Origin of the sequence: Micrococcus flavus (assembly GCF_014204815.1) — a bacterium.
GTDB lineage: Bacteria > Actinomycetota > Actinomycetes > Actinomycetales > Micrococcaceae > Micrococcus > Micrococcus flavus.
In genome coordinates this window covers 523,696-549,514 of the sequence record NZ_JACHMC010000001.1, presented here as the reverse complement: position 1 = coordinate 549,514, position 25,819 = coordinate 523,696, and the positions used below count along the sequence as shown (strand labels likewise).

General features: G+C 71.6%; 32 protein-coding genes. 3 read left to right on the top strand and 29 right to left on the bottom strand.

Features of this window, described 5'->3' with window-relative positions:
• Positions 1-27: 27 nt before the first annotated feature.
• From BJ976_RS02695 to galE, 6 genes are all read right to left on the bottom strand, one after another.
• Positions 28-390 (bottom strand): holo-ACP synthase, encoded by a 363-nt coding sequence (locus BJ976_RS02695; RefSeq protein WP_135028662.1) that lies wholly within the window; start codon positions 388-390, stop codon positions 28-30.
• Positions 387-1,163: an ElyC/SanA/YdcF family protein gene (locus BJ976_RS02690; protein WP_135028664.1), complete on the bottom strand. Its 777-nt coding sequence runs from the start codon at positions 1,161-1,163 to the stop codon at positions 387-389. Before BJ976_RS02690 ends, BJ976_RS02695 begins: the two co-directional genes overlap by 4 nt.
• Entirely contained in the window at positions 1,160-3,283 is a 2,124-nt protein-coding gene (gene glgX, locus BJ976_RS02685; RefSeq protein WP_135028712.1) for a glycogen debranching protein GlgX, read from the bottom strand. Before glgX ends, BJ976_RS02690 begins: the two co-directional genes overlap by 4 nt.
• Positions 3,284-3,373: 90 nt before the next feature.
• Positions 3,374-4,618 (bottom strand): serine hydrolase domain-containing protein, encoded by a 1,245-nt coding sequence (locus tag BJ976_RS02680; RefSeq protein ID WP_167736899.1) that lies wholly within the window; start codon positions 4,616-4,618, stop codon positions 3,374-3,376.
• 137 nt (positions 4,619-4,755) lie between these two features.
• Entirely contained in the window at positions 4,756-6,627 is a 1,872-nt protein-coding gene (glmS, locus tag BJ976_RS02675) for a glutamine--fructose-6-phosphate transaminase (isomerizing) (protein ID WP_135028716.1), read from the bottom strand.
• Between the two features lie 81 nt (positions 6,628-6,708).
• Positions 6,709-7,746 carry a UDP-glucose 4-epimerase GalE gene (gene galE / locus BJ976_RS02670; protein ID WP_135028718.1) on the bottom strand — a complete coding sequence of 346 codons (1,038 nt, stop codon included), beginning with the start codon at positions 7,744-7,746 and terminating at the stop codon, positions 6,709-6,711.
• A gap of 88 nt (positions 7,747-7,834) precedes the next feature.
• Between galE and coaA the strand changes: the two genes are divergently transcribed.
• On the top strand, positions 7,835-8,821 hold the full coding sequence (coaA, locus tag BJ976_RS02665) for a type I pantothenate kinase (RefSeq protein WP_135028914.1): 987 nt from the start codon (positions 7,835-7,837) through the stop codon (positions 8,819-8,821).
• Positions 8,822-8,919: 98 nt separating this feature from the next.
• The gene (gene mscL / locus BJ976_RS02660) at positions 8,920-9,351 is read left to right on the top strand and encodes a large conductance mechanosensitive channel protein MscL (RefSeq protein ID WP_135028915.1); all 432 of its coding nucleotides are present in this window, start codon (positions 8,920-8,922) and stop codon (positions 9,349-9,351) included.
• A gap of 76 nt (positions 9,352-9,427) precedes the next feature.
• Here mscL and BJ976_RS02655 read toward each other — a convergent pair whose 3' ends face one another.
• Together BJ976_RS02655 and glmM are read right to left on the bottom strand one after the other, a co-directional pair.
• Positions 9,428-9,619, bottom strand: a complete 192-nt coding sequence (locus tag BJ976_RS02655) for a hypothetical protein (protein WP_135028720.1) — start codon at positions 9,617-9,619, stop codon at positions 9,428-9,430.
• A 20-nt stretch (positions 9,620-9,639) separates the two neighbouring features.
• Positions 9,640-10,995: a phosphoglucosamine mutase gene (gene glmM, locus BJ976_RS02650; RefSeq protein ID WP_184231809.1), complete on the bottom strand. Its 1,356-nt coding sequence runs from the start codon at positions 10,993-10,995 to the stop codon at positions 9,640-9,642.
• A gap of 178 nt (positions 10,996-11,173) precedes the next feature.
• Here glmM and BJ976_RS02645 point away from each other — a divergent pair, with 178 nt between their 5' ends.
• Positions 11,174-11,989, top strand: a complete 816-nt coding sequence (locus BJ976_RS02645) for a peptidoglycan recognition protein family protein (protein WP_135028724.1) — start codon at positions 11,174-11,176, stop codon at positions 11,987-11,989.
• A gap of 91 nt (positions 11,990-12,080) precedes the next feature.
• Here BJ976_RS02645 and ppk2 read toward each other — a convergent pair whose 3' ends face one another.
• The 21 genes from ppk2 to rplX all read right to left on the bottom strand — a co-directional run bounded on the left by ppk2 (position 12,081) and on the right by rplX (position 25,816).
• Complete coding sequence (gene ppk2, locus BJ976_RS02640) at positions 12,081-13,061, bottom strand: polyphosphate kinase 2 (RefSeq protein WP_229667422.1); 981 nt, start codon at positions 13,059-13,061, stop codon at positions 12,081-12,083.
• A gap of 163 nt (positions 13,062-13,224) precedes the next feature.
• Positions 13,225-13,716 (bottom strand): 30S ribosomal protein S9, encoded by a 492-nt coding sequence (gene rpsI / locus BJ976_RS02635; protein WP_135028726.1) that lies wholly within the window; start codon positions 13,714-13,716, stop codon positions 13,225-13,227.
• A 40-nt stretch (positions 13,717-13,756) separates the two neighbouring features.
• Positions 13,757-14,200, bottom strand: a complete 444-nt coding sequence (rplM, locus tag BJ976_RS02630; protein WP_135028728.1) for a 50S ribosomal protein L13 — start codon at positions 14,198-14,200, stop codon at positions 13,757-13,759.
• Positions 14,201-14,468: 268 nt separating this feature from the next.
• Positions 14,469-15,344, bottom strand: a complete 876-nt coding sequence (truA, locus tag BJ976_RS02625) for a tRNA pseudouridine(38-40) synthase TruA (RefSeq protein WP_135028731.1) — start codon at positions 15,342-15,344, stop codon at positions 14,469-14,471.
• Positions 15,345-15,470: 126 nt separating this feature from the next.
• Positions 15,471-16,214, bottom strand: coding sequence for a 50S ribosomal protein L17, sunset domain variant (rplQ, locus tag BJ976_RS02620; protein ID WP_135028733.1), 744 nt, complete (start codon positions 16,212-16,214; stop codon positions 15,471-15,473).
• Between the two features lie 72 nt (positions 16,215-16,286).
• A complete protein-coding gene (locus BJ976_RS02615; protein ID WP_135028735.1) occupies positions 16,287-17,282 on the bottom strand; it encodes a DNA-directed RNA polymerase subunit alpha in 996 nt (331 codons plus the stop codon).
• A gap of 131 nt (positions 17,283-17,413) precedes the next feature.
• Positions 17,414-17,815 (bottom strand): 30S ribosomal protein S11, encoded by a 402-nt coding sequence (rpsK, locus tag BJ976_RS02610; RefSeq protein WP_135028737.1) that lies wholly within the window; start codon positions 17,813-17,815, stop codon positions 17,414-17,416.
• 86 nt (positions 17,816-17,901) lie between these two features.
• On the bottom strand, positions 17,902-18,270 hold the full coding sequence (rpsM, locus tag BJ976_RS02605; RefSeq protein WP_135028739.1) for a 30S ribosomal protein S13: 369 nt from the start codon (positions 18,268-18,270) through the stop codon (positions 17,902-17,904).
• A gap of 273 nt (positions 18,271-18,543) precedes the next feature.
• Entirely contained in the window at positions 18,544-18,657 is a 114-nt protein-coding gene (gene rpmJ, locus BJ976_RS02600; protein WP_135028741.1) for a 50S ribosomal protein L36, read from the bottom strand.
• 35 nt (positions 18,658-18,692) lie between these two features.
• Positions 18,693-18,914, bottom strand: coding sequence for a translation initiation factor IF-1 (gene infA, locus BJ976_RS02595; RefSeq protein WP_010080397.1), 222 nt, complete (start codon positions 18,912-18,914; stop codon positions 18,693-18,695).
• Between the two features lie 173 nt (positions 18,915-19,087).
• Positions 19,088-19,930 carry a type I methionyl aminopeptidase gene (map, locus tag BJ976_RS02590; protein ID WP_135028743.1) on the bottom strand — a complete coding sequence of 281 codons (843 nt, stop codon included), beginning with the start codon at positions 19,928-19,930 and terminating at the stop codon, positions 19,088-19,090.
• Positions 19,931-19,934: 4 nt separating this feature from the next.
• Positions 19,935-20,552: an adenylate kinase gene (locus BJ976_RS02585; RefSeq protein WP_135028745.1), complete on the bottom strand. Its 618-nt coding sequence runs from the start codon at positions 20,550-20,552 to the stop codon at positions 19,935-19,937.
• Positions 20,553-20,594: 42 nt separating this feature from the next.
• Positions 20,595-21,902 carry a preprotein translocase subunit SecY gene (secY, locus tag BJ976_RS02580; RefSeq protein ID WP_135028747.1) on the bottom strand — a complete coding sequence of 436 codons (1,308 nt, stop codon included), beginning with the start codon at positions 21,900-21,902 and terminating at the stop codon, positions 20,595-20,597.
• A 167-nt stretch (positions 21,903-22,069) separates the two neighbouring features.
• The gene (gene rplO / locus BJ976_RS02575) at positions 22,070-22,522 is read right to left on the bottom strand and encodes a 50S ribosomal protein L15 (RefSeq protein WP_135028749.1); all 453 of its coding nucleotides are present in this window, start codon (positions 22,520-22,522) and stop codon (positions 22,070-22,072) included.
• A complete protein-coding gene (gene rpmD / locus BJ976_RS02570) occupies positions 22,515-22,739 on the bottom strand; it encodes a 50S ribosomal protein L30 (RefSeq protein ID WP_135028751.1) in 225 nt (74 codons plus the stop codon). Before rpmD ends, rplO begins: the two co-directional genes overlap by 8 nt.
• Before the next feature lie 2 nt (positions 22,740-22,741).
• Positions 22,742-23,494 (bottom strand): 30S ribosomal protein S5, encoded by a 753-nt coding sequence (rpsE, locus tag BJ976_RS02565; protein WP_135028753.1) that lies wholly within the window; start codon positions 23,492-23,494, stop codon positions 22,742-22,744.
• On the bottom strand, positions 23,491-23,865 hold the full coding sequence (rplR, locus tag BJ976_RS02560) for a 50S ribosomal protein L18 (protein ID WP_135028755.1): 375 nt from the start codon (positions 23,863-23,865) through the stop codon (positions 23,491-23,493). Before rplR ends, rpsE begins: the two co-directional genes overlap by 4 nt.
• A complete protein-coding gene (gene rplF / locus BJ976_RS02555; RefSeq protein WP_135028757.1) occupies positions 23,865-24,398 on the bottom strand; it encodes a 50S ribosomal protein L6 in 534 nt (177 codons plus the stop codon). Before rplF ends, rplR begins: the two co-directional genes overlap by 1 nt.
• Before the next feature lie 30 nt (positions 24,399-24,428).
• Positions 24,429-24,827, bottom strand: coding sequence for a 30S ribosomal protein S8 (rpsH, locus tag BJ976_RS02550; RefSeq protein ID WP_135028759.1), 399 nt, complete (start codon positions 24,825-24,827; stop codon positions 24,429-24,431).
• A gap of 72 nt (positions 24,828-24,899) precedes the next feature.
• Positions 24,900-25,475, bottom strand: coding sequence for a 50S ribosomal protein L5 (gene rplE / locus BJ976_RS02545; RefSeq protein WP_135028761.1), 576 nt, complete (start codon positions 25,473-25,475; stop codon positions 24,900-24,902).
• Positions 25,475-25,816 carry a 50S ribosomal protein L24 gene (gene rplX, locus BJ976_RS02540; RefSeq protein ID WP_135028763.1) on the bottom strand — a complete coding sequence of 114 codons (342 nt, stop codon included), beginning with the start codon at positions 25,814-25,816 and terminating at the stop codon, positions 25,475-25,477. The genes rplE and rplX overlap by 1 nt, the downstream gene beginning before the upstream one ends.
• Positions 25,817-25,819 lie beyond the last annotated feature (3 nt).

The following is a 25,819-nucleotide window of genomic DNA, read 5'->3' as shown; positions in this document are numbered from 1 at the left end:
TCCTCTCGGTCCGGCTCGCGGCCGGGCTCAGTCGCGGCGCTCGGCCACCACGTAGGCGGTGGCCACGTCGCCGTCGTGGCTCAGGGACAGGTGCCAGTGGGTGATGCCCAGCGCCTCGGCCTGCGCCCGCACGGTGCCCGTCAGGTGCACCTCCGGGCGGCCGTCCCCATGGTCGGGGCGCGGGATCCAGCAGTGGTGCCACATCATGCCCGGCGGGGCGCCCATGGCCTTGGCGATCGCCTCCTTCGCGGCGAACCGGGCGGCCAGCGAGCGCAGCGGCAGGTCCCGCTCGTGCGCGGTGAACAGGCGCTCCCGCAGTGTCGGGGTGCGCTCGAGCTGGCCCCGGAACCGGGGCACGTCCACCACGTCCACGCCGATGCCGACGATCACGGCCGCACCTCCGGGTTCCACTGGTGGTCCGGCTCCGTGGACAGGCCCTGCAGGCGCTTGTACACGTCCAGGGGCCACTGCACCGGGCCCGGCAGCTCGTCTGCGCAGCCGGGGGTCAGCGCCACCTTGGCGAAGGCGAGGGTGCCGTAGACGTCCTGCCGCAGCTGCCACCGGCGCGAGGTGTCCCGGGGCGTGAACATCAGCATCGACACCGTGCCCTCGTCCGCCGGGACGCAGCGCTCGGCCAGGATGCGGGCCCGCTCCACGTGCTGCGGGAACGTCAGCACCCCCAAGTGCTCCAGGCCCAGCTGGCGCATGCGCTCGGCCGCGTGGACGACCTCGCCCTGCGTGGTCACGGGGTCCGGGGCGAAGCACTCCACCGTGGCCTTCGCCGCCCGGGGGTCGCGCACGCCCTCCGGTCCGCACAGCGTCTGGAAGCCGTCCGGCCCCAGGTGCGCCGAGACGAACACGCGCTCGGCGACCCCCCGGTCGATCAGCTCGAGGGCCGCGTCGTACACCTCCGGGCGGCTGTACAGCACCAGCAGGGCGTCCACCCGGTCCGGCTGCTCCGGCTCGGGATGGGTGGTCAACCAGGCCGCGCGGGCCGCGCCGACCCCCAGGAGCACCAGGACGACGGCGGCGCACGCCGCGAGCGCCCACCGCACCGCCCGCGAGCGCGCGGGCCCGGAGCGGGCCGGCTCCTCGCGGGCGCGGCGCTCACGCCGGGACGGCGGGCCGACCGGGGCCCGCGTCCACTCGCCCACGTCCGTCACCCCCGCGGCACCTGCCGCAGGATCATCGTGGAGCGGGCCGGCACCTCGAGGATCTCACCGGCGTGCACGTGCGGACGGGTGCCGTGCGGGGCCACGTGGGACGAGGTGTCCACCATGATCTCCCACTCCTCCGGGAAGAACGGGCCGGGCAGCGTGTACAGGACCGGCTCCCACCACGCGTTCATGAGGACGTAGAAGTCGAGGTACGGCTCCTCCTCCTCGTCGCGGCGCGGCAGGTCGTGGCCGTTGAGGTAGAACGCGATCGACCGGGCCTCGGCCCCCCAGTCGTCCTCGGTCTTGGCGGTGGCGTCCGGCTCGAGCCACACGATGTCCGGCAGGGGGGCGTCGACGTCGCGGGCGGCCGGACGGCCGTCGAAGTGCTGTCGACGGCGGAACACGGCGTGGTCGCGGCGCAGCGCCACCATGTCGCGGGTGAACTCGACCAGCGCGTCGTCCGCCGCGTCCCAGTCCATCCAGGCGAGCTCGTTGTCCTGGCAGTAGACGTTGTTGTTGCCGCGCTGGGTGCGCCCCAGCTCGTCGCCGTGGCTGATCATGGGCACGCCCTGGCTGACCAGGAGCGTGGCCAGGAAGTTCCGGGTCTGGCGGGCGCGCAGGGTGAGCACCTCGGGGTCGTCGGTCTCCCCCTCCGCGCCGTGGTTCCAGGACCGGTTGTGGGAGTCGCCGTCGTTGTTGTCCTCGCCGTTGGCGTGGTTCTGCTTCTCGTTGTAGGAGACCAGGTCGTGCAGCGTGAAGCCGTCGTGCGCCGTGACGAAGTTGACGGACGCGCCCGGGCTGCGCCCGTCGCCCTCGTAGAGGTCGGCGGAGCCGGTCAGCCGCGTGGCGAACTCGCCGAGGGTGCCGGGCTCCCCGCGCCAGAAGTCGCGCACGGTGTCCCGGTACATGCCGTTCCACTCGCTCCAGATCCCGGGGAAGTTGCCCACCTGATAGCCGCCCCAGCCCACGTCCCAGGGCTCGGCGATCAGCTTGACCGTGCGCATCACGGGATCCTGACGGACGACGTCGAAGAAGCTCGAGAGCATGTCCGGGCCCTGCTCGCCCTCCACGCGGGTGAGGGTGGTGGCCAGGTCGAAGCGGAAGCCGTCCACGTGCATCTCCGTGACCCAGTACCGCAGGGAGTCCATCACCAGCTGGAGCGCCTTGGGGCTGGAGAGGTCGACGGAGTTGCCGGTGCCCGTGTAGTCCATGTAGTGCCGCTCGTCGCCCTCCACCAGGTGGTAGTAGCCGGCGTTGTCCAGGCCGCGCATGCTGAGCATGGGGCCCTTGTCGTTGCCCTCGGCCGTGTGGTTGTAGACGACGTCGATGATCACCTCGAGACCCGCGGCGTGCAGGTCCTTGACCATCTGCTTGAACTCCCGGACCTGGCCGCCGACCTCGTCCGTGGACGCGTACGCCGCATGCGGGGCCAGGTAGCCGAGGGTGTTGTAGCCCCAGTAGTTGGACAGGCCCTTCTCCTGGAGGGTCGCGTCGTGGACGAACTGGTGCACGGGCATCAGCTCGACGGCGGTCACGCCCAGGTCCGTCAGGTGGCGCACCACGGACGGGTGGGCCAGGCCCGCGTAGGTGCCGCGCAGCTCCGCGGGCACGTCCGGGTGGGTGGCCGTCATGCCCTTGACATGCGTCTCGTAGATGATCGTGTCCGTCATCGCGGTGGCCGGGGAGGCGTCGTCACCCCAGTCGAAGGCGTCGTCCACCACGACGCCCAGCATCGAGGTCGCCAGGCTGTCCCGGGTGTCCATGGCCTCCGGATCGTCGAAGCGGTACGAGTGGTGCTCCTGGCCCCACGCGTACTCTCCGGTGAAGGCGCGCGCGTAGGGGTCGGCGAGGATCTTGTGGGGGTTGTGCCACAGCCCGCGGGCCGGCTCCCATGGGCCGTGCACGCGGTAGCCGTACCGCTGGCCGGGGCCGACCTCGGCGACGTGGACGTGCCAGGTGGTGTCGTGCCGCTCCGTCACGGGGATGCGGGTCTCCTCCCCCGCGGCGTCCACGAGGCACAGCTCCACGGCCTCCACCTCGCGTCCGACGGCGATCGCGAAGTTGGTGCCGTGCTCGTCCACCGTGGCCCCCAAGGGGTACGGCTGGCCGATGTCCACTGTGTGCATGAGGGTGTCTCCGTGGGGTCTCGGGGGGCGCGCCGCGTTCGGGCGCGCAGTCCCCCCGAGTCTAGTGGGCGGACACCGCCCGCCCCCGGCTCACCCGAGGCGGCCCGCCCCTCCTCCGCCGCGTCCCAGGCCCCCGGCCGGGCCGCGTCCCGATCCGACGCCGCCCGGCAGCGCCACCGCCGCGCGGAACACGGCCAGCTGGCGCTCCCAGACCTCCGCGGCCCCGGCCTCCCAGTACGGGCGACCCACGAACGTGAAGGCCATCGCGCGCTCGCCGTCACGGCTGGCCAGGGCGAGGGAGGCGGAGCCGAAGCCGCCGCCGTCGTGCCCGTAGAGGAGGCCTCCGGGCCGCGCCGGATCGGGAACGAGGAAGATCCCGTACCCGTAGCCGGCGGGGACCGCCGCGCCGACCGGGGTGATCATCCGGTCCACCGACGCCGGGGACACCAGTCGGCCCTGCATGAGCGCACGGTAGAAGCGCACCACGTCCCCGGCGGTGGCGATCACGGCGGCCGCTCCCGCGAACACGGATTGGTCCAGGGTGGTGAAGCGGGCGGTCTCCCCCGGCCGGACCGCGGCGTCCTCCATCTCCGCGCCGCGCACCAGCGTCCCCTCCTCGAGGCGGGACCGGTGCATGCCGGCCGGCCGGAAGACGCGCTCGCGGATGAGCCTCGCCAGCGGTCGGCCGGTGACGGCCTCCACCATCAGCTGGGCCACCACGTAGCCCGTGTTGGAGTAGCCCCACGCCGTGCCCGGCTCGAACCACCACGCGTCCTGCCGGGCGATCTCCACGAGCTCGCGCAGCCCGTAGTGCCGGGCCACCATCTCCTGGACGTCCTCGAGGGGCAGGTCCCACAGGGCCCGATGCCGCAGCAGCACCCAGATCGCGTCCGGCATGCCGGAGGTGTGGTTCAGCAGCTGGCCCAGGGTCACGTCCTCGCGTCCAGGCCACAGGCCGGGCAGGACCTCGCCGATGGTCGAGTCGAGCCGCAGGGTCCCCCGCTCGATCTCCTGGAAGGCGACGGTGGCGGTCATCGCCTTGGTCACGCTGGCCACCCGGGCCACGGACGAGGGGCGGGCCGGGGCGGAGAAGGCGGCCGAGCGCCGGCCGGCGGCCAGCTCCACCACCCGCCCGTCCGCGACGAACGCCCCGACCGCCCCGACGACGGGCCACGCCACCAGGGCGTCGAGGGCGGCCTGCACCCGGGCGGTGCGGGGGTCGGCCGTCACGGCGCGCGGGGCAGCGAGGGCCGTGGGGGCCCCGATGGCGGGCAGGGCGAGTCCGGCGAGGGACGCGGCGAGGCCGCGCGTGACGGTCCGGCGGGAGGGGTGCATGGGGGTGTCCTTGCTCGAGGAGTGCGGTGTAATGGGCATCACCCTAGCGTCGTCCCGCGGGGCCCCATGCCCCGGACGCGACGACGCCCCCCGCCGGCAACGGCGGGGGGCGTCGGGCGCGGCGCATCGGCGCGGAGTCACTCCACGGTGACGGACTTGGCCAGGTTGCGCGGCTGGTCGACGTCGTAGCCCTTCGCGGAGGCGAGCTCCAGCGCGAAGATCTGCAGCGGGACCGTGGTGAGCAGCGGCATGAGCACCGGCTGGGTCTCGGGCACCTCGAAGACCACCTCGGCGTGCCGGCGGACCGCCTGGTCGCCGCGCTCGGCCACGACGAAGGTGCGGGCGCCGCGGGCCCGGACCTCCTGGATGTTGGAGACCACCTTGGCGTGCAGCGAGTGGCGGTCCATCGGTGACGGCATCACGACGAAGACGGGCTGGCCGTCGTCGATCAGGGCGATGGGACCGTGCTTGAGCTCGCCCGCCGCGAAGCCCTCGGCGTGGATGTAGGCGAGCTCCTTGAGCTTGAGCGCGCCCTCCATGGCCACCGGGAACCCGAGGTTGCGGCCCAGGAACAGCACGGAGGTGGCGTCGGCCATGGAGCGGGCGAGCTCCTTGACGTCCTCGGCCCCGTCGAGGATCTCGCGGATCTTCCCGGGGATCTCACCGAGGTCGGCCAGGATGTCCTTGATCTGGCCGCTGAACAGCTTCTTGTTCAGCTGCGCCAGGTACAGGCCCAGGAGATAGGCGGCGGTGATCTGGGCCAGGAACGCCTTCGTCGAGGCCACGGCGATCTCCGGGCCGGCGTGCGTGTAGAGCACGGCATCCGACTCGCGCGGGATGGTGGACCCGTTGGTGTTGCAGATGGACAGGGTGCGGGCGCCCTGCTCCTTGGCGTAGCGCACGGCCATGAGCGTGTCCATGGTCTCGCCCGACTGGGAGATGGACACCACGAGCGTGCCCTCGTCGATGATCGGGTCGCGGTAGCGGAACTCGTGGGAGAGCTCGACCTCCACGGGGATGCGGCACCAGTGCTCGATCGCGTACTTGGCGACCGTGCCGGCGTAGGCGGAGGTGCCGCACGCGAGCACGATGATCTTGGTGACCTGCGTGAGCTCCTCCGGGTCGATCCGGAGCTCGTCCAGCACGAGGGCGCCGGAGGCGTCCGTGCGGCCCAGCAGGGTGTCCTGCACGGCCTGCGGCTGGTCGTGGATCTCCTTCTCCATGAAGGTCTCGAAGCCGCCCTTCTCGGCGGCGGAGGCGTCCCAGTCCACGGTGAAGGCCTTGCCCTCGGCCGCCTCGCCCTGGAAGTCGGTGATCTCGATCGAGTCCGCCGTGATGGTCACCACCTGGTCCTGCTCGAGCTCGATCGCCTCCTTGGTGAAGTCGATGAAGCCGGAGACGTCGGAGCCGAGGAAGTTCTCACCGTCGCCCACGCCCACCACGAGCGGGGAGTTGCGGCGGGAGGCCACCACGCGGTCGGGGTGGTCCACGTGCACCGCGAGGATGGTGAAGGCGCCCTCGAGGCGGCGCGAGGCCAGCTGCAGGGAGCGCGTCAGGTCCTGCTCGCCGTCGGTGCGGTAGACGTCCGCCAGCAGGTGGGCGGCCACCTCGGTGTCCGTCTCCGAGCGGAACTCGACGCCCTTGGCCAGCAGCTCCTCGCGCAGCTCGGCGTAGTTCTCGATGATCCCGTTGTGGATGATCGCCAGCCGACCCTCGTCCGCCGTGTGCGGGTGGGCGTTCAGGTCCGTGGGGCCGCCGTGGGTGGCCCAGCGGGTGTGGCCGATGCCCACCTGCGCGGAGGGCACGGGGCGCTCCTCGAGCTCGGCCGCCAGGTTGGCCAGCTTGCCCGCCTTCTTCCGGTGGTGCAGCTCGCCGTCCGCGACGACAGCGACGCCCGCGGAGTCGTACCCGCGGTATTCCAGGCGGCGCAGGCCCTCCATGAGCACCTCGAGAGCATCGTGCTCACGGCTCGCGGACGGGTGGCCGATGTATCCGACGATTCCACACATGGGAGCGAGGATACCGGGTCACCGGGGACCTCGACCGACGGCGCGGCTCCCGGGGATCCGCCGCTCGTCCTCGACGCGCGGTCAGCGGTAGCCGGCGGGGTTGGCCGCCTGCCAGGCCCACAGGTCCCGGACCATGTCTGTCACGTCCCGCCGGGCCCGCCAGCCGACGTCCCGGCCGATCGCGGCGACGTCCGCGCAGGACTCGGCGATGTCCCCGGGACGGCGCCCCACCACGCGGTGGGGCACCCGCCGGCCGGTGACCTGCTCGAAGGCCCGGACCATCTCGAACACGGTCACGCCCTCGCCGCGGCCGATGTTCCACACGCGCAGGCCCGCCTCCCCGGCCGGCCGCGCGGCCATCCACTCGAGCACGGCCACGTGCGCCTCCGCCAGGTCCATCACGTGGATGAAGTCCCGCACGGCGCTGCCGTCCCGCGTGGGGAAGTCCGCGCCGAAGACCTGCAGCTGCTCGTACTGCCCCGACGCCACGCGGGAGACGAACGGCATGAGGTTCGCCGGGGTCCCCAGCGGATCCTCGCCGAGCAGCCCGGAGGGGTGCGCGCCGACCGGGTTGAAGTACCGCAGCACGGCCACGGTCTGCGCCGGCGCGGCCGCATGGGCGTCGGCGAGGACCTGCTCGGCCATCGCCTTGGACCGGCCGTAGGGGCTCACGGGCGCCAGCGGGGCGTCCTCGTCCACGGGCACGGGCGCGTCGTCCCCGTACACCGTGGCGGAGGAGGAGAACAGCAGGACCCGAACGCCGGCGTCGGCCGTGACCCGGGCGAGCTCCGCGGTGCCGCCCACGTTGACCGCGTAGTACTCCCCCGGGTCGGCGAGCGACTCCGTGGGGGACTTCAGCCCCGCGAAGTGCACGACGGCGTCCGGGCGCCACGCGAGCACCCGCTCCCGGTACTCGGCGGGACGGCGGACGTCGGCGCGCACGAGGTCGAGCCGGTCCCCGCCGAGCTCCGCCCCGCACACCCGCGCGGCCCGTCGCAGCGGCTCCTCGGAGGAGGAGACGAGGCTGTCCAGCACCAGGACGGAGTGCCCGGCGTCCAGCAGGGTGGTCACGGTGTGGGACCCGAGGTAGCCGGCACCGCCGGTGACGAGGACACGCATGACCGCGATCCTACGAGGACGCGTCACGCACCGCCCCCGCGACGACGATGCGCCGCGCTCGGGCCGATGCTGACATGATGAAACCGTGATGGACACCGCACTCCCAGGCGCCGCCGCCCCCGCCGTCCGCGTCGGCGAGTCCCACCCCTCGCCCTTCGTGGAGCTGGACCGCGCCACGTGGGCCCGGCTGGCGGACCAGCTGGACCAGCCGTTCGACCAGGCGGACGTGGAGCGGCTGCGGGGACTCGGCGAGACCCTGTCCCTGCGCGAGGTGGCCGAGGTGTACCTGCCCCTGTCCCGGCTCCTGGGGATCCACGTGGAGGCCTCGGGCGCCCTGCGCCGGGCCACGAACGACTTCCTCGGCGAGCGCACCGGGCGCACCCCCTATGTGATCGGCGTGGCCGGCTCCGTGGCGGTGGGCAAGTCCACCACCGCCCGCGTGCTCCAGGAGATGCTGCGGCGCTGGCCGTCCACCCCCCGCGTGGAGCTGATCACCACCGACGGGTTCCTGCATCCCAACGCGGAGCTGCGCGCCCGCGGGATCATGGACCGCAAGGGGTTCCCCGAGTCGTACGACCGGCGCGCCCTGCTGCGCTTCATGGCGGACGTGAAGTCCGGCGTCCCCGAGGTCAGCGCCCCCGTCTACTCCCATGTCACCTACGACATCGTGGCGGGCGAGCGGCAGACCGTGCACCGGCCCGACGTGCTGATCGTGGAGGGCCTGAACGTCCTCGCCCCGCCGCGGGTGCGGGCCGACGGGACGGCGGGGCTGTCCGTCTCCGACTTCTTCGACTTCTCCGTGTACGTGGACGCCCGCGCCGACTGGATCCGGCAGTGGTACGTGGAGCGGTTCATGGGGCTGCGCTCGGGCGCGTTCCAGGACCCCGGGGCCTACTTCCACCGGTACGCCGGCCTCTCCGACGCGGAGGCGCATGCCACCGCCGAGTCCATCTGGGACGCCATCAACGGACCGAACCTGGTCCAGAACGTCCAGCCGACGCGCAGCCGCGCGCGCCTCGTGCTGACGAAGAACCAGCAGCACGAGGTCACGCGCGTGCTGCTGCGCAAGGTGTGACCGGAGCTCCGGACCGACAGGGGGGGCGTGGCGGACATCACACGTCGGAGACGCCTCTTCCTGCCCGCGTCAACCTCTGCCGGACCTGGACTGGTCCGATACTTCAGGGATTCAAGGACTTCATCATGAAGGGCAACGTCGTCGACCTGGCCGTGGCCGTGGTCATCGGCGCCGCCTTCGGCAAGATCGTCACCGCGCTCGTCGAGGCCGTGATCATGCCGCTCATCTCCGCTCTGTTCCAGTCCCCGAACGTCGATTCGTTCGGTCTGGTCACCCTCAACGGCAACGACATCAGGTTCGGCGTCGTCCTCACCGCGCTGGTGAACTTCCTCCTGGTCGCCGCAGCGATCTACTTCCTCATCGTGGCGCCGATGAACACGATGATCGAGCGCCGCAACCGCCGCCTCGGCATCGACCCCACGGCGGAGGAGACCCCCGAGGACGTCGCGCTCCTGACCGAGATCCGCGACCTGCTCTCCGCCCAGCGCGGCGGCGGCGCCCCGCTCCCGGGCACCGACCCCCGCGTCTGATCCCTCTCCCGCACACCCCCGGGCCCCGGCCCGCCTGCTCACGAGGCGGACCGGGGCCCGTCGTCCGTCCGGGCGCTCAGCCCGAGCGCGGACCGCCCTCCTCCTGGGCCAGGCAGGGCAGCCAGTCCACGACCGACCCGTCCCGCTCGCACGTGGGTGCCTGGACCGCGAGCAGGGCGAGGATCCAGAGCGCCGCCATCGCGGCCGCGAGCGCGGCCAGCAGCGGCCAGCGGCGCGGCCGCGGAGGCGGAGGCGGGGAGGAGGTCACGGCGGGCTCGACCGGCGGGCTCAGTCGTGCAGGCGCAGCTCGCGCTGGACCACCTCGGCCAGGGACTCCGCCTCGCGACGGGCCGTCTCCTCGTCCGGGGCCTCGACCATTACGCGCACCACGGGCTCGGTGCCGGAGGGACGCAGCAGCACCCGCCCGGTCTCCCCGAGCCGCTGCTCGGCCAGGAGCACGGCGGCCTGCACCTGGGCGTCCTCCCCCGCGCGGGACTTGTCCACGCCGCGCACGTTGACCAGCACCTGGGGCAGGCGCTCCATGACGCCCGCGAGCCCCGACAGGGGCGTCCCGGTCTGCGCCACCCGGGCGGCCAGCTGCAGGCCGGTCAGGACGCCGTCGCCGGTGGTGGCGTGGTCCGCGAAGATCACATGGCCGGACTGCTCGCCGCCGAGCGAGTAGTCGCCGAGCTTCATGCCGGCCAGGACGTAGCGGTCGCCCACCTGCGTCTCCATCAGCCGGACGCCCTCCCGCTGCATCGCGAGCTTCAGGCCGAGGTTGGACATGACGGTCACCACGAGGGTGTCGTCGCGCAGCTCGCCGCGGTCCTTGAGCGCCAGGGCCATGATCCCCATGATCTGGTCCCCGTCCACGACGTCGCCGTTCTCGTCCACCGCGAGGCAGCGGTCGGCGTCGCCGTCGTGGGCGATCCCGAGGTCCGCCCCGTGCGCACGCACGGCCTCCTGGAGGCGCTCCAGGTGCGTGGAGCCGCAGCCCTCGTTGATGTTCAGCCCGTCCGGCTCCGCGCCGATGACCACCACGGAGGCCCCGGCGTCGCGGAACGCGTCCGGGGAGCAGCCGGAGGCCGCGCCGTGCGCGCAGTCCAGCACCACGGTGAGCCCGTCCAGGCGGTGCGGCAGCGTCTGCAGCAGGTGCACCACGTAGCGGTCCTCCGCGTCGGAGAAGACGCGCACACGGCCCACGTCGGCGCCGGTGGGGCGCAACGGGTGCTCCACCTCCAGGTGCTGGATGATCTCGTCCTCCTGCTCGTCGGTGAGCTTCTGCCCGCCGCGGGCGAGGAACTTGATGCCGTTGTCCGGCGCCGGGTTGTGGGAGGCCGAGATCATGACGCCGAAGTCCGCGCCGAGGTCGCCCACCAGGAAGGCCGCGGCCGGGGTGGGGAGCACGCCGGCGTCCCAGACGTCCACGCCCGAGGACGCGAGCCCTGCCAGCACGGCCGCGCTGATGAACTGGCCGCTGATGCGGGGGTCGCGCGCCACCACGGCCACGGGCCGGCGGCCGGCGGCGAACGCGTCCGCCCCCAGCACCGGCGCGGCCGCCTGGGCCAGCTGGACGGACAACTCCACTGTGAGGGTCTCGTTGGCCAGGCCACGGACGCCATCGGTTCCGAACAATCTCGACATGGTGCCCGAGTCTACGATCCGCACCCCGCTCCGGTACCGGCGCCACGGCCGGAGGGCCGCCCCCGGAGGTCACGATCCCGTATCGGGACCGGTAGGATCACCCCGGTGACGACCGTCCGCCGGTCCCGTCACCACCTCGCGGGCCGCGCCCGCGGCTCCGATCTGAAGGACCCCCTGCATGCCCGATCATCCGATCCCCTCCTCGCGGTGGCCCCGCCGCGCCGTGCTCGGCGGCGCCGGCCTCGCCATCGCCGGCGTCGTGTCCGGCTGCGCCGACGGCGACGGGTCCGCGGCCCCGGCCACCGGCCAGGAGGACGGGGCCACCGCGGCGGCCCCCCGCCTGGAGGCGCCCGAGATCCTCTCCACGATCGACTGGGGTGCGCGCATCCCCGAGGGCCACCAGCAGACGCTGTACGAGCGTCCCTCGTACCTGGTCATCCACCACACGGCCACCCCGAACGTCACGGACGGCTCCCGTCAGGCCGCGGTGGACATCGCCCAGCGCGTCCAGAGCCAGCACATCAACCAGGGATGGGGCGACTCCGGCCAGCACTTCACGATGTCGCGGGGCGGCTATCCGCTGGAGGGCCGCCACGGCTCCCTGTTCACGCTGAACGGCGGCCAGGACTTCATGCTCGGCGTGCACGCCCTGGGCTTCAACGCGTACGCCCTGGGGATCGAGTGCGAGGGCTTCTACATGCTCAACCCGCCCCCGCAGAGCCTCTACGCCGGGCTCGTGAAGCTGGCCTCCTACATCTGCCAGCAGTACGAGCTGCCGCCGTCGCGCATCATCGGCCACCGCGACATCGTGAAGACGAGCTGCTGCGGCGACGCCTTCTACTCGAAGCTGCCCGTGCTGCGCGAGGACGTCCGCCTCTCCCTCGAGTCCGGCGAGTACCACGTGACCGAGGGCTTCGGCGCGGACAACCTCTTCGACGACTCGGAGATCGACACCGAGAACTACAAGGAGTACCGCAGCCGCACCGGCGGCTGAGCGCGGCCCGCCCGGCAGGACGACGACGGCGCCCCTCCCCGCGCGGGGAGGGGCGCCGTCGTCGGGTGGGCCGGCGGTCGGCCCCCGCGGCTCAGCGCACGCGCGGGAAGGAGCCGCCGGCGGACTCGTCCACCTCGGAGAGCACGTCGGCCGGGGCGCAGATCCGCGGGTCCGGGGCGTGCACGATCCGCTCGTCCCTGTTCGGGTACGGCAGGGTGTGCAGGACGTGGCGCATCGCCTCGAGGCGGGCCCGCTTCTTGTCGTTCGACTTGACCACGGTCCACGGCGCGTCGGCCGTGTGGGTGTAGAAGAACATGGCCTCCTTGGCGTTCGTGTAGTCGTCCCACTTGTCCAGGGAGGCCAGGTCCGTGGGCGAGAGCTTCCAGCGGCGCACCGGGTCGGTCTCGCGCGCGGCGAAGCGGTTCAGCTGCTCGTTCCTGGAGACGGAGAACCAGAACTTGATGATGTGGGTGCCGGAGTTCACGAGCATCCGCTCCAGCTCCGGGGTCTCCCGCATGAACTCGAGGTACTGCTGGGGCGTGCAGTAGCCCATGACGCGCTCGACGCCGGCGCGGTTGTACCAGGAGCGGTCGAACATCACGATCTCGCCGCCGGAGGGCAGGTGCTGGATGTACCGCTGGAAGTACCACTGGGACGCCTCGGCGTCCGTCGGCTTCTCAAGGGCGACGGTCCGGGCACCGCGGGGGTTGAGGTGCTCGTTGAAGCGCTTGATGGCCCCGCCCTTGCCGGCGGCGTCACGGCCCTCGAAGATGATCAGCACCTTCTGGCCGGTCTCCTTGACCCACAGCTGCATCTTCAGCAGCTCGATCTGCAGCTCGCGCTTGCGGCGCTCGTAGCTCTTGCGGCTGAGCTTCGTCTTGTACGGGTACCCCTCACGCCAGGCCTGCGGGTCGGGGGTCGGCAGCGCCCTGTCCCCGCCCAGCGTCCGCCCGAGCTCGCGGATCTCGTCCACCTCGGCGGCGTAGTCATGGGTGACCGCGAAGGGATGGTCCTCGCCGGGGGCCTCCAGCTCGTGCTCGGGCAGGGGGGCGTCGGGGGTCTTCTCCGCCATCGGGGCTCCTCGTCGTCTGCGTCCCGGACCACGTCGTCCGGACGCCTCCGATCCTACCGCCGGACACGGCCGTGGCCGGCCGCCCCGGAGAGGGGCGACCGGCCACGGGGGCGACGACGGACGGGCGCCGCCCAGGAGGCGGTCCGACCGGCGTCGGAGCGGATCAGCGCTTCGAGAACTGCGAGGCCTTGCGGGCCTTCTTGAGGCCGGCCTTCTTGCGCTCGATGACGCGGGCGTCGCGGGTGAGGAAGCCGGCCTTCTTGAGGGCGGGACGGTTGTGCTCGCGATCGATCTCGTTGAGCGCGCGGGAGATGCCCAGGCGCAGCGCGCCGGCCTGGCCGGAGGGGCCACCGCCGTGGATGCGGGCGATCACGTCGTACGCGCCGTTGAGCTCCAGCAGGGTGAAGGGGTCGTTGACCTCCTGCTGGTGCAGCTTGTTGGGGAAGTAGTTCTCCAGGGTGCGGCCGTTGAGGGTCCACTGGCCGGAGCCGGGGACGAGGCGCACGCGGGCCACGGCCTCCTTGCGGCGACCCACGGCGGAGCCGGGGACGGTCAGGGCCGGGCGCTCGGAGACGGCGGGGGCGTCGGCGGCGGCGGAGGAGGACTCGGAGGTGTAGCTCGTCAGCTCCACGTCGTCGTTCTGGTTGATGCTCATGATTCTCCTTGGAAGAGGTCTGCTCAGGCGACCGCGAGGGTCACTGGGCGACCTGGCCGATCTCGAAGGTGGCGGGCTGCTGGGCGGCGTGCGGGTGCTCGGCACCGCGGTACACCTTCAGCTTGGTCATCTGCTGGGCAGCCAGCGAGTTCTTCGGGAGCATGCCCTTGACGGCCTTCTCCACGGCGCGGACCGGGTTCTTCTCGAGGAGCTCCGCGTAGGACTCGGACTTCAGGCCGCCCGGGTACCCCGAGTGGCGGTAGGCGCGCTTCTTCTCGAGCTTGGAGCCGGTGAGGGCCACCTTCTCGGCGTTCACGATGATGACGTAGTCGCCCATGTCCATGTGGGGGGCGAACGTCGGCTTGTGCTTGCCGCGCAGGAGCGTGGCGGTGTGGGTGGCGAGGCGGCCGAGGACGATGTCCGTGGCATCGATGATGTGCCACTGGCGGTCGGCGTCACCAGGCTTGGGAGTGTACGTACGCACGTTGTCTGCCTTCAGGGTCGGTTCGGTCACAGCCGCCGACGCCGGGGCGTGAGTCCGACGGGGGCGTGCTGTTCAGTTCTCCGTGCGCGCCGGTCCCCCAGGTGAGGGCTGGAAGGCGTCCGGGCCCGAGAGCCCCGGGGGTGCGGCGCGAGATGACGGCCATGCAACTGAGCCACTCGCGGCACGACGCATCCGGGTGCGGGCATGCGCAACGTCCGCCCATGCTACCGGCTCCGCCCATGTCGGTCCAAAACGGACGGGGGGGGTCTCAGGAGCCGGCGTCGAGGGCGGGACGCCGGGCACGGGTCCCCTCGGCCCGGGCCGCCAGGTCCCGGGGGTCCTCCGGGTACGCGACCTCCACGAGCGTGAGGCCGCGGGCCGGCGCGAGGCGCACCTCCGAGTCGCGCGCGGGGACCGCCAGCCGCCCCGCCGTCCACCCCGGCGGCCGTCGCCCCTCCCCCACCTGCAGGAGCGCGCCCACGATCGACCGGACCATGGAGTGGCAGAACGCGTCCGCCCGCAGCCGCACCGTCACGAGCCCCTCCGGTCCGCGCTCGACCCGCGCGTCGAGGACCTCCCGCACCGTGGTCGCGCCCTCGCGAGGGCGGCAGAAGGACAGGAAGTCGTGCAGGCCCAGGAGGACGTCGGCCTCGGCCTGCATGAGGACCACGTCGACCGGGGACCCGTGCCAGTGGACGCCGTGCCGGGTGAGCGGGTCACGGGTCTGCGGACGGTCGCTGATCCGGTACTCGTAGGCCCGCCAGAGGGCGCCGAACCGGGCGTCGAACCCGTCCGGGGCCCGCCGCACCCCGTGCACGACGACGGCGCCGTCCCACGGCCCCAGCACGCCGCCCAGCCGGCGCAGCAGGGCCTCGGCCGGGTCGACGCCGGCCCGCCCGCGGGCGAGCGCCTCCCACTCCCCCGCCGTGAGGTCCGCGTGCACCACCTGCCCGCGCGCGTGGACGCCGGCGTCGGTGCGCCCCGCCACGACCGTGCGCACCGGGCGCCGCACGATCCGCTCGAGTGCCTCCTCGAGCGCGCCCTGGACCGTCGGCAGACCGGGCTGCGCGGCCCAGCCGCGGAACCCGGCGCCGTCGTAGGCGAGGTCGAGGCGGATGCGGACGTCGGCGGCGGAATCGGGCATGTCCCCCATCGTAGGAGCCGCCCGGCCAGGTGCCCGTCGCGCCCGCACGCACGCGAGCGGGCCGCCACCCCGTGGGATGACGGCCCGCTCGCGTCGGCCCGGCCGCCGTGGCGGCCGGGCGTCGGATCACTCGGCGATCCTCTGGGCGGCCTCGCCGCCGGCGGGCTCGAAGCCCGCGGCCTTGGCCTCCTCGACGGTGGAGAACCAAACCTCGGCGGTCGTCTGGTCGTACCAGCGCGAGCCGGGCACGTGGTACTTCTTCGAGCTGGTGTTGCCCTTGATGGACGCGCCCTCGGGGGCGGAGCCGTCCTCGTTGGTGGGCTGCGCGGCCGGGATCTCGGCGGCGGCCTCGCGGGACTCCTCCACCGTGACGTCCTCGGTGGCGGCCGGGTCCACGGCCTCGACCGGGGTCGACTCCTGGACCGGGGCGGTCTCCTGCGCCGGGGCGGACGCGGCGGCGCGCTCGGCCTCGGCCACGACGGCCTGACGGCCGGAGACGGGCTCCATCACGAGCTCGATGACGGCCATGGGGGCGTTGTCGCCCTGGCGGTTGCCGATCTTGGTGATGCGGGTGTAGCCGCCGTTGCGATGGGCCATGGCCGGGGCGATCACGGTGAACAGCTCGTGCACGATCGACTTGTTCGTGCGCGACTTCGCCGCGATGATGCCCTGCACCTTGCGGCGGGCGGGCAGGTCGCCCTTCTTGGCGATGGTGATCAGGCGCTCGGCGTGCGGGCGCAGGCGCTTGGCGCGGGTGAGCGTCGTGGTGATCGACTTGTGCTCGAACAGCTGGGCGGACATGTTCGCCAGCATGATGCGCTCGTGGGCCGGGCTGCCGCCCAGGCGCGGACCCTTGGTGGGGGTGGGCATGGTGTTACTCCTCGGGTGGGACCCGGCGCCGCTCCGGGCGCGGGGTCGAAGATGTCAGGGGTGCGGTGCGGCTCAGAAGTCCGAGAACGGGTCGTCGTCCTGGTGAGCGTGCGCCTGGGGGTCGAAGCCGGCCGGCGAGTCCTTGAGGGACAGGCCGAGCTCGTACAGCTTCTCCTTGACCTCGTCGATGGACTTCGCACCGAAGTTGCGGATGTCCATCAGGTCGGCCTCCGAGCGGGCCACGAGCTCACCCACGGTGTGGATGCCCTCGCGCTTGAGGCAGTTGTACGAGCGCACGGTCAGCTCGAGGTCCTCGATCGGCTGGGCGAGGTCGGCCGACGACTCCGCCTGCGCGGGCTCGTCGCCCAAATCGATGCCCTCGGCGTCCTCGTTCAGCGCACGCGCCAGGCCGAACAGCTCGACGAGCGTCGAGCCGGCGGAGGCCACCGCGTCACGCGGGACCATGGACTCCTTGGTCTCGACGTCCAGGATCAGGCGGTCGAAGTCGGTGCGCTGCTCCACGCGGGTCGCCTCGACCTTGAAGGTCACCTTCAGCACCGGCGAGTAGATGGAGTCGACCGGGATGCGGCCGATCTCCTGGTCCGCGGACTTGTTCTGCGCGGCGGTCACGTAGCCGCGGCCGCGCTCGACGGTCAGCTCCATGTCGAACTTGCCCTTCGCGTTCAGCGTCGCGATGTGCAGGTCCGGGTTGTGGATCTCGACGCCGGCCGGCGCGGTGATGTCCGCGGCCGTGACGACGCCGGCGCCCTGCTTGCGCAGGTACGCGACCACGGGCTCGTCGTTCTCCGAGGAGACGGAGAGCTGCTTGATGTTGAGGATGATCTCGGTGACATCCTCCTTCACGCCGTTGACGGTGCTGAACTCGTGGAGCACGCCGTCCACGCGGATGCTGGTCACGGAGGCCCCGGGGATCGAGGACAGCAGGGTGCGGCGCAGGGAGTTGCCGAGGGTGTAGCCGAAGCCGGGCTCGAGGGGTTCGATGACGAACCGGGAGCGACGGTCGGAGACGACCTCTTCGGTCAGCGTGGGGCGCTGTGCAATGAGCACGGACATTTCCTTTCGGCGAGCGTCCGCCATATGACGCACGCGGTGGGGGGAAACGAGGACGGGGGTGGGGTCAGGTCGACGACCTGTCCGCACCCGCCCCGCGCGGGGCGGATGCGGACACAGCGCTCAGATCAGACGCGGCGGCGCTTCGCGGGGCGAGCGCCGTTGTGGGCCTGGGGGGTGACGTCCTGGATGGACCCCACCTCGAGGCCGGCGGCCTGGAGGGAGCGGATGGCGGTCTCGCGGCCCGAGCCCGGGCCCTTCACGAAGACGTCCACCTTCTTCATGCCGTGCTCCTGCGCACGCTTGGCGGCCTGCTCGGCGGCCATCTGCGCGGCGTACGGGGTCGACTTGCGCGAGCCCTTGAAGCCCACCTCGCCGGACGAGGCCCAGGAGATGACGGCGCCCGTCGTGTCCGTGATCGACACGATGGTGTTGTTGAACGTGCTCTTGATGTGGGCCTGGCCCACGGTGATGTTCTTCTTGTCCTTGCGACGCGGCTTGCGGACCGCAGAACGGGTCTTGGGGGGCATGGGGTTCTCCTTGCGGGAAAGCTGCTGGTGAGAGTGCTGGCGTCGCGGGTCCCACGGCCGGGGCCGGGGTCACCGCGGACGGCAGATCACTTCTTCTTGCCGGCGACCGTCTTCTTCGGGCCCTTGCGGGTGCGGGCGTTGGTCTTCGTGCGCTGGCCGCGCACCGGAAGGCCGCGACGGTGGCGCAGGCCCTCGTAGGAGCCGATCTCCACCTTGCGGCGGATGTCGGCGGCCACCTCGCGGCGGAGGTCGCCCTCCACCTTGTAGCTGCCCTCGATGTGGTCGCGCAGCTGCACCAGCTGCTCGTCGGAGAGGTCCTTCACGCGGATGTCCCGGTCGATCCCGGTGGCCGCGAGGGTCTCCTCAGCGCGGGTCCTGCCCACACCGTAGATGTACGTGAGTGCGATGATCACGCGCTTCTCGCGCGGAATGTCAACGCCTGCAAGACGAGCCATGGGCCGTCCTCCTGATTCCTTCTGCAGCAGGGGTCTGCACCAGCGACGTCCCGGCGACGCGGCCGGCGGGCGGCCCGGCGAGCCCCGCGCGGCACCGGCGAAGTGTCCGGTGGTGCTCCGCGGCGTCGGCGTCGCCGTCGTCGGTCCCCGGCCCCTGCGGCCGGAGGTCTCGCACCCGTCAGGGTGCGCTGTCTCTGATGTCCGACCCTCGTGGGCCGGTTCTGTGATGTGGTCAACGCGTGACGTCGGGCCCCCGGATCCCCGGGGACGCGATCAGCCCTGGCGCTGCTTGTGGCGCGGGTTCGAGCAGATCACCAGCACGCGGCCCTGACGGCGCACGATCTGGCACTTGTCGCAAATCCGCTTCACGCTCGGCTGAACCTTCACGGCTCCTCCTCCTGCGTTCGCTTGGACGGGGATTCTTACTTGTAGCGGTAGACGATGCGACCCCGGTTGAGGTCGTAGGGGCTAAGCTCCACCACCACGCGGTCCTCGGGGAGGATGCGGATGTAGTGCTGACGCATCTTTCCGGAGATCGTGGCGAGCACGACGTGCTCGTTCTGCAGACGGACTCGGAACATCGCATTCGGCAACGCCTCCGAGACCGTGCCCTCGACCTCGATGACACCTTCCTTCTTAGCCATGTCCTCCACAATCGTCATGCCGTGCGGCGCACACGGGGCGGCCGCACGACGGGAACGGGGTCGACCGCACCGGGACGCCCGACGGGCAGCGGGCACGGTCAACGTTCGATGGTACCTCATCCGGGCGGGCCGGGCCACCTCGTCATCGGGGCGGCGGCCGCTCGGCGGCGGCGTCACTCCCCCGGAGGGACGGGGACGACGCCGTGCCGGGCGAGCTCGGCGGCACCGCCGTCGGGCGCGGACAGCACCCACACGCCTCCGGCGTGCCGGCACACCGTGTGCTCCCACTGGCTGGCGCGGGCGCCGTCCGTGGTCACCACGGTCCACCCGTCCTCCAGGGTGCGGGTCCCGATGCCCCCGCGCACGAGCATCGGCTCGATCGCCAGGGCGAGGCCGGGCCGGACCTTGGGGCCCTGATGGCCGGTGCGGTAGTTGAAGACGTCGGGCGGCAGGTGCATCGCGGAGCCGATCCCGTGGCCCACGTAGTCCTCGAGGATGCCCAGCGGGGCCCCCGCCTGCCCGGTGACGAAGTCGTCGATCGCGTCGCCGATCTCGCCGACGTGCCTCGCCGACGCGAAGGCGGCGATGCCGACCCATAGGGCGGCCCGGGTGATGTCGGAGAGGCGCTCGTCCTCCGGGTCCGCCGTGCCGGCCTCGGACGAGCCGAGGATGACCGTGCGCGCCGAGTCGGAGTGCCAGCCGTCGACGATCGCGCCGCCGTCGATCTTGAGGACGTCGCCCTGCTGCAGGACCCGGTCCCCCGGGATCCCGTGGACGACCTCCTCGTTCACCGACGCGCAGATGGACGCGGGGAAGCCGTGGTAGCCGAGGAAGTTCGAGGTGGCACCGTGCTCGGCGAGGACGTGGGCGAAGACCGCGTCCACCTCCGCGGTGGTGACGCCGGGCGCTGCGGCGGCGACCGCGGCGTCCAGTGCCGAGGACAGGACCACCCCCGCACGCTGCATGCTCTGCAGCTGGGGGGTGGTCTTCAGCTCCAGGGAGCGGCGGCCGACCACGCGGTCAGGCCTGCTGGTCCGGGGTGACGACCGGCATGGTCCCGGTGGCCACGCGCACCGAGTACACGGCCTGCAGGACGCGCTCGGTCACGTCGTCGATCTGACCCGTGCCGTCCACGCGCGCCACGATGCCGCGGTCGGCGTACGACTCGATGACCGACTCGGTCTCCCGGTGGTAGAGGTCGAGGCGGTGCTGGATGACCTCCTCCGTGTCGTCGGCGCGACCCTCGATCTCGGCGCGCTTGAGGAGGCGCTGCACCAGCTCGGCGTCCTGCACCTCGAGCTCCACGACGGCGGACAGCGCCAGGCCCGCCTCGCGCAGCATGGCGTCGAGGGCCTCGACCTGGCCCGCGGTGCGCGGATAGCCGTCCAGGAGGAAGCCGCTCGCGGCGTCCGCCTGGGCGATGCGGTCGGCGACCATGCGGTTGGTCACCTCGTCCGGCACGAAGTCGCCGGCGTCCATGTAGCGCTTGGCCTCCTGGCCCAGCTCCGTCATGTTCTTGACGTTGTGGCGGAAGATGTCACCGGTGGAGATCGCGACGATCCCCAGCTTGTCGGCGATCCGGGTGGCCTGGGTGCCCTTGCCGGAGCCGGGGGGCCCCATCAGCAGCATGCGGGTCATCGTGTGGTCCTCACTGTCGGGGTGGACGGGCTGGGACGGCGCTCAGCGCAGCAGGCCCTCGTAGTGGCGCTGCTCCATCTGGGCGCTGATCTGCTTCACCGTCTGCAGGCCCACCCCGACCATGATGAGGATCGAGGTGCCTCCGAACGGGAAGTTCTGGTTCGCGCCGATCAGCACGAAGGCGATCAGCGGGATCATGGCCACGATACCCAGGTAGAGCGCACCCGGGAGCGTGATGCGGCTGATGACGTACTGCAGGTAGCGCTCGGTGGGCCGTCCGGCGCGGACCCCGGGGATGAAGCCGCCGTAGCGCTTCATGTTGTCCGAGATCTCCTGCGGGTTGAACGTGATGGACACGTAGAAGTACGTGAAGCCGATGATCATCAGCAGGTACAGGGCCATGTAGACGGGGTGGTCCCCGCCCTGGAAGTAGGTGCTCAGGAAGCTCACCCAGGCCGGCGGCGCCGAGCCGTCCTGGGGGGTGTTGAACTGGATCAGGATGCCCGGGAGCATGAGCACCGAGGACGCGAAGATCACCGGGATCACGTTGGCCATGTTGACCTTGATCGGGATGAACGTGCTGGACCCGCCGACCGTCCGCGTCCCGATCTGGCGCTTGGCATACTGCACGGGGATGCGGCGCTGCGACTCCTCCACGAAGACGATCGCGAGCATCGTCAGCAGGCCCACGAGCATGACGATCGCGAACACCCGCCAGCCCTGCGTCTGGAACACCTGGGCGATGCCCGAGGGGAAGGACGCGGCGATCGAGGCGAAGATCAGCAGCGAGATGCCGTTGCCCACGCCGTGCTCTGTGATCCGCTCGCCCAGCCACATCACGATCACGCAGCCGGTGACGAGCACCAGGACGACCATGAGCACCGAGGCGATCGAGTCGTCCCGGAGCAGCGGCAGCTGGCAGTTCAGCAGGGCGCCCGTGCGGGCGAGGGAGGCCATCGTGGTCCCCTGCAGGACCGCGAGGGCGATCGTGAGGTAGCGGGTGTACTGCGTGAGCGTGGCCTGGCCCTGCGGGCCCTCCTGGTGGAGCTGCTCGAACCGGGGGATCACCACGCGCAGGAGCTGCACGATGATCGACGCGGTGATGTACGGCATGATGCCCAGCGCGAAGACCGACACCTGGAGGAGCGCGCCGCCGGAGAACATGTTCACGAACGAGTAGAGGCCGCCCGAGGTGGACCCGGCGGCGAGGCACGTCTGCACCGCGGCGTAGTCGACTCCCGGGGACGGGACGAACGCGCCGAGGCGGTACACCGCGATCAGGGAGAGCGTGAACAGGATCTTCCGGCGCAGGTCCGGCGTCCGGGCGATCCGGGCGATGGCCTTGAACACGTGTCCTCCTGCAGGGGGGGGTCGGGTCGAGGGCGCACTCCCCCCGTGAGGAGGGCGCCGGGGAGCGGTCCGGGCGGACCGGCCCGCCGTGCGAGTCTACACACGGCCAGGGCCCCCGGCCGGGCGGAAGCCCGGGCCGGGGGCCCTGGTGAGTGCGGTCCAGGCGGTCAGACGGTCTCGGTCGAGCCGCCCGCGGCCTGGATCTTCTCGACGGCGGAGGCGGAGAAGGCGTGCGCCTTCACCTGCACCGCGGAGGTGATCTCGCCGGCGCCGAGGACCTTCACGGGCTGGCCCTTGCGGACCAGGCCCTTGGCCACGAGCGCGTCCACGGACACCTCGCCGCCCTCGGGGAACTGCGCCGAGAGCTTGTCCAGGTTGACCACCTGGTACTCGGTGCGGAACGGGTTCTTGAAGCCCCGCAGCTTGGGCAGGCGCATGTGCAGGGGCAGCTGGCCGCCCTCGAAGCCCGCGCGGACCTGGTAGCGGGCGCTGGTGCCCTTGGTGCCGCGACCGGCGGTCTTGCCCTTGGAGGCCTCGCCGCGACCCACGCGGGTCTTGGCGGTCTTGGCACCCGGGGCCGGACGCAGGTCGTGGACCTTGATGGCGTCGTTGTCAGCCATTGTTGACCTCCTCCACGGACACCAGGTGCGGCACGGTGTTGACCATGCCCACGGTCACCGCGTCGGCCGTGCGGGTGACCGAGTGGCCGATCCGCTTGAGGCCGAGCGAGCGCAGGGTGTCGCGATGGTTCTGCTTGGAGCCCGTGACGCCGCGGGTCTGGGTGATCACCAGGGTGGCGTCGGAGGGCTGGATGTTCTTGCGGGTGGGCTCAGCCATGATCAGGCACCTGCCTTCTGCGCGCTCTTCTGGGCACGATCGTTCTCCATGGTGCGCAGCATCGCATGGGGGGCGATCTCGTCGAGGGCCTTGCCGCGGCGGGCGGCCACGGCCTGGGGCTCCTCGAGACGCTTGAGGGCGTCCACGGTGCCGCGCACGATGTTGATCGCGTTCACGGAGCCCATGGACTTCGACAGCACGTCGTGGATGCCCGCGCACTCGAGGACGGCGCGGACCGGGCCGCCGGCGATCACGCCGGTGCCCGGGGACGCCGGGCGCAGGAGGACGACGCCGGCGGCGTCCTCACCCTGCACGAGGTGCGGGATGGTGGAGCCGACGCGCGGCACGCGGAAGAAGGACTTCTTGGCCTCCTCCACGGCCTTCTGGATCGCGGCGGGCACCTCCTTGGCCTTGCCGTAGCCGACGCCGACGGTGCCGTCGCCGTCACCCACCACCACGAGGGCGGTGAAGGAGAACCGACGGCCGCCCTTGACGACCTTGGACACGCGGTTGATCGCCACGACGCGCTCGAGGAACTGGTCCTTCTCGTCGTCCTGGGCGCCGCGCCGGTTGCGGTCGTCGCGGCGACCGCCGCGACGGTCGCCGTCACGGCCACCGCGGCCGCCGTCACGGCCGCCGCGGCCGCCCGCGTTGCGCTCGGTGGACTGACCGGCCGAGCCCGCGGAGGTCTCGGACACGGTGGTCTCGGTGGTCTCGCTCACCTGGGTGTCCTTCTCGTTGTTGGTCTCGGTCACAGCTTCAGCCCTCCCTCTCGGGCGCCGTCGGCCACCGCGGCCACACGGCCGTGGTACTTGTTGCCGCCGCGGTCGAACACGACGGCCTCGATGCCGGCGGCCTTCGCGCGCTCGGCGACGAGCTCGCCGACCCGCTTGGCCTTGGCGGTCTTGTCGCCCTCCAGGCCGCGCACGTCCGCCTCCATCGTGGAGGCGTACGCCAGGGTGCGGCCCTGGGTGTCGTCCACGACCTGCACGAACATGTGGCGCGCGGAGCGGTTGACGACGAGACGGGGACGGACGGTGGTGCCGGAGATCCGCTTGCGCACCCGGAGGTGGCGGCGGGTGCGGGCGTTGAACTTGCCCTTGCCCTTCACCTTCAGAGTAGACATCACTTACCTGCCTTTCCGGCCTTGCGGCGGATCTGCTCGCCCGCGTAGCGCACGCCCTTGCCCTTGTACGGGTCGGGCTTGCGCAGCTTGCGGATGTTGGCGGCGGTCTCGCCGACCTTCTGCTTGTCGATCCCGGAGACGGTCACCTTGTTGCCCTCGACGGCGAAGGTGATGCCCTCCGGGCACGTGACGGGGACCGGGTGGGAGTAGCCCAGGGCGAACTCGAGGTCCTGGCCCTTGGCCTGCACGCGGTAGCCGGTGCCGACGACCTCGAGGGCCTTGGAGAAGCCCTCGGTGACGCCCAGCACCATGTTGTTGATCAGGGACCGGGAGAGACCGTGCAGGGAGCGGGACTCACGCTCGTCGTCGGGGCGGGCCACGATGACCTGCCCCTCCTCGAGGGTGGCCGTGATGGGCGCGGCCAGCGTGTGCTCCAGCTGGCCCTTGGGGCCCTTCACGGAGATGCGGGCGCCGTCGATGGTCACATCGACGCCGCTGGGAACGGTGATCGGGAGACGTCCGATTCGCGACATGTCAGTTCAGCCTTTCTTCTGTCTCGTCCGTCACCAGACGTAGGCGAGGACTTCTCCGCCCACGCCCTTCTGGGACGCCTGACGGTCCGTGAGCAGACCGGAGGAGGTGGACAGGATGGCGATGCCGAGGCCGCCCAGCACGTGGGGCAGGTTCGTGGACTTCGCGTACACGCGCAGACCCGGCTTGGAGATGCGGCGCAGGCCGGCGATCGCACGCTCACGCTGCGGGCCGAACTTGAGGTCGATGGTCAGCGTCTTGCCGACCTCGGCGGCCTCCTCACGCCAGTCCTGGATGTAGCCCTCGGTCTTCAGGATCTCCGCGAGGCGGACCTTCAGCTTGGAGGACGGCATGGACACGGTGTCGTGGTAGGCCGAATTGGCGTTGCGCAGACGGGTCAGCATGTCTGCGACGGGATCGGTCATGGTCATGTGGGCTTCCGCCCTTTCTCGCCGTGGTTTCCCGCACCGGTTCACCGGTGGGGGACCTGTGGCGTGGAGGTCTTACTTGTCGGTCTTGAACGGGAAGCCCAGCGCCTTCAGCAGCGCGCGGCCCTCGTCGTCGTTCGTGGCGGTGGTCACCACGGTGATGTCCATGCCGCGCACGCGATCGATCTTGTCCTGGTCGATCTCGTGGAACACGGTCTGCTCGGACAGGCCGAAGGTGTAGTTGCCGTTGCCGTCGAACTGGCGGTCGGACAGGCCGCGGAAGTCACGGATGCGCGGCAGCGCGAGCGTGACCAGGCGGTCCAGGAACTCCCACATGCGGTCGCCACGGAGGGTGGCGTGGGTGCCGATCGGCATGCCCTCGCGCAGCTTGAACTGCGCGATGGACTTGCGGGCCTTGGTGACCATCGGCTTCTGGCCGGTGATCGCGGTCAGGTCGGCCACGGCGCCGTCGATGATCTTCGAGTCCTTGGCGGCCTCGCCGACACCCATGTTGACGACGACCTTCACGAGACCCGGGACCTGCATGACGTTGCCGTACTGGAACTGCTCCTGCAGGGACGCGCGGATCTCCTCGCGGTACTTGTCCTTCAGACGGGGCGTGACCTTCTCGGTCTGCTGCACCTCGGTCATCACAGCTCCTTCCCCGAGGCCTTGGCGAAGCGCACCTTGACGGTGGTCTGCTCGCCGTTCTTCTCGACGGTCTCGAAGCGGTAGCCCACACGGGTCGGCTTCTTGGTCTCGGGGTCCACCACGGCCACGTTCGAGATGTGGATCGGGGCCTCGGCGACCTGCAGGCCGCCCTCGGTGGAGCCGTTGTTGTTCTGGCCGGCACGCAGGTGACGGGTCACGCGGTTCACGCCCTCGACGAGCACGCGCTCGTCGGCCGGGAACACGCGCAGGACCTTGCCCTGCTTGCCCTTGTCCTTGCCCGAGATGACCTGCACCAGGTCATCCTTCTTGATCTTGGCCATGGG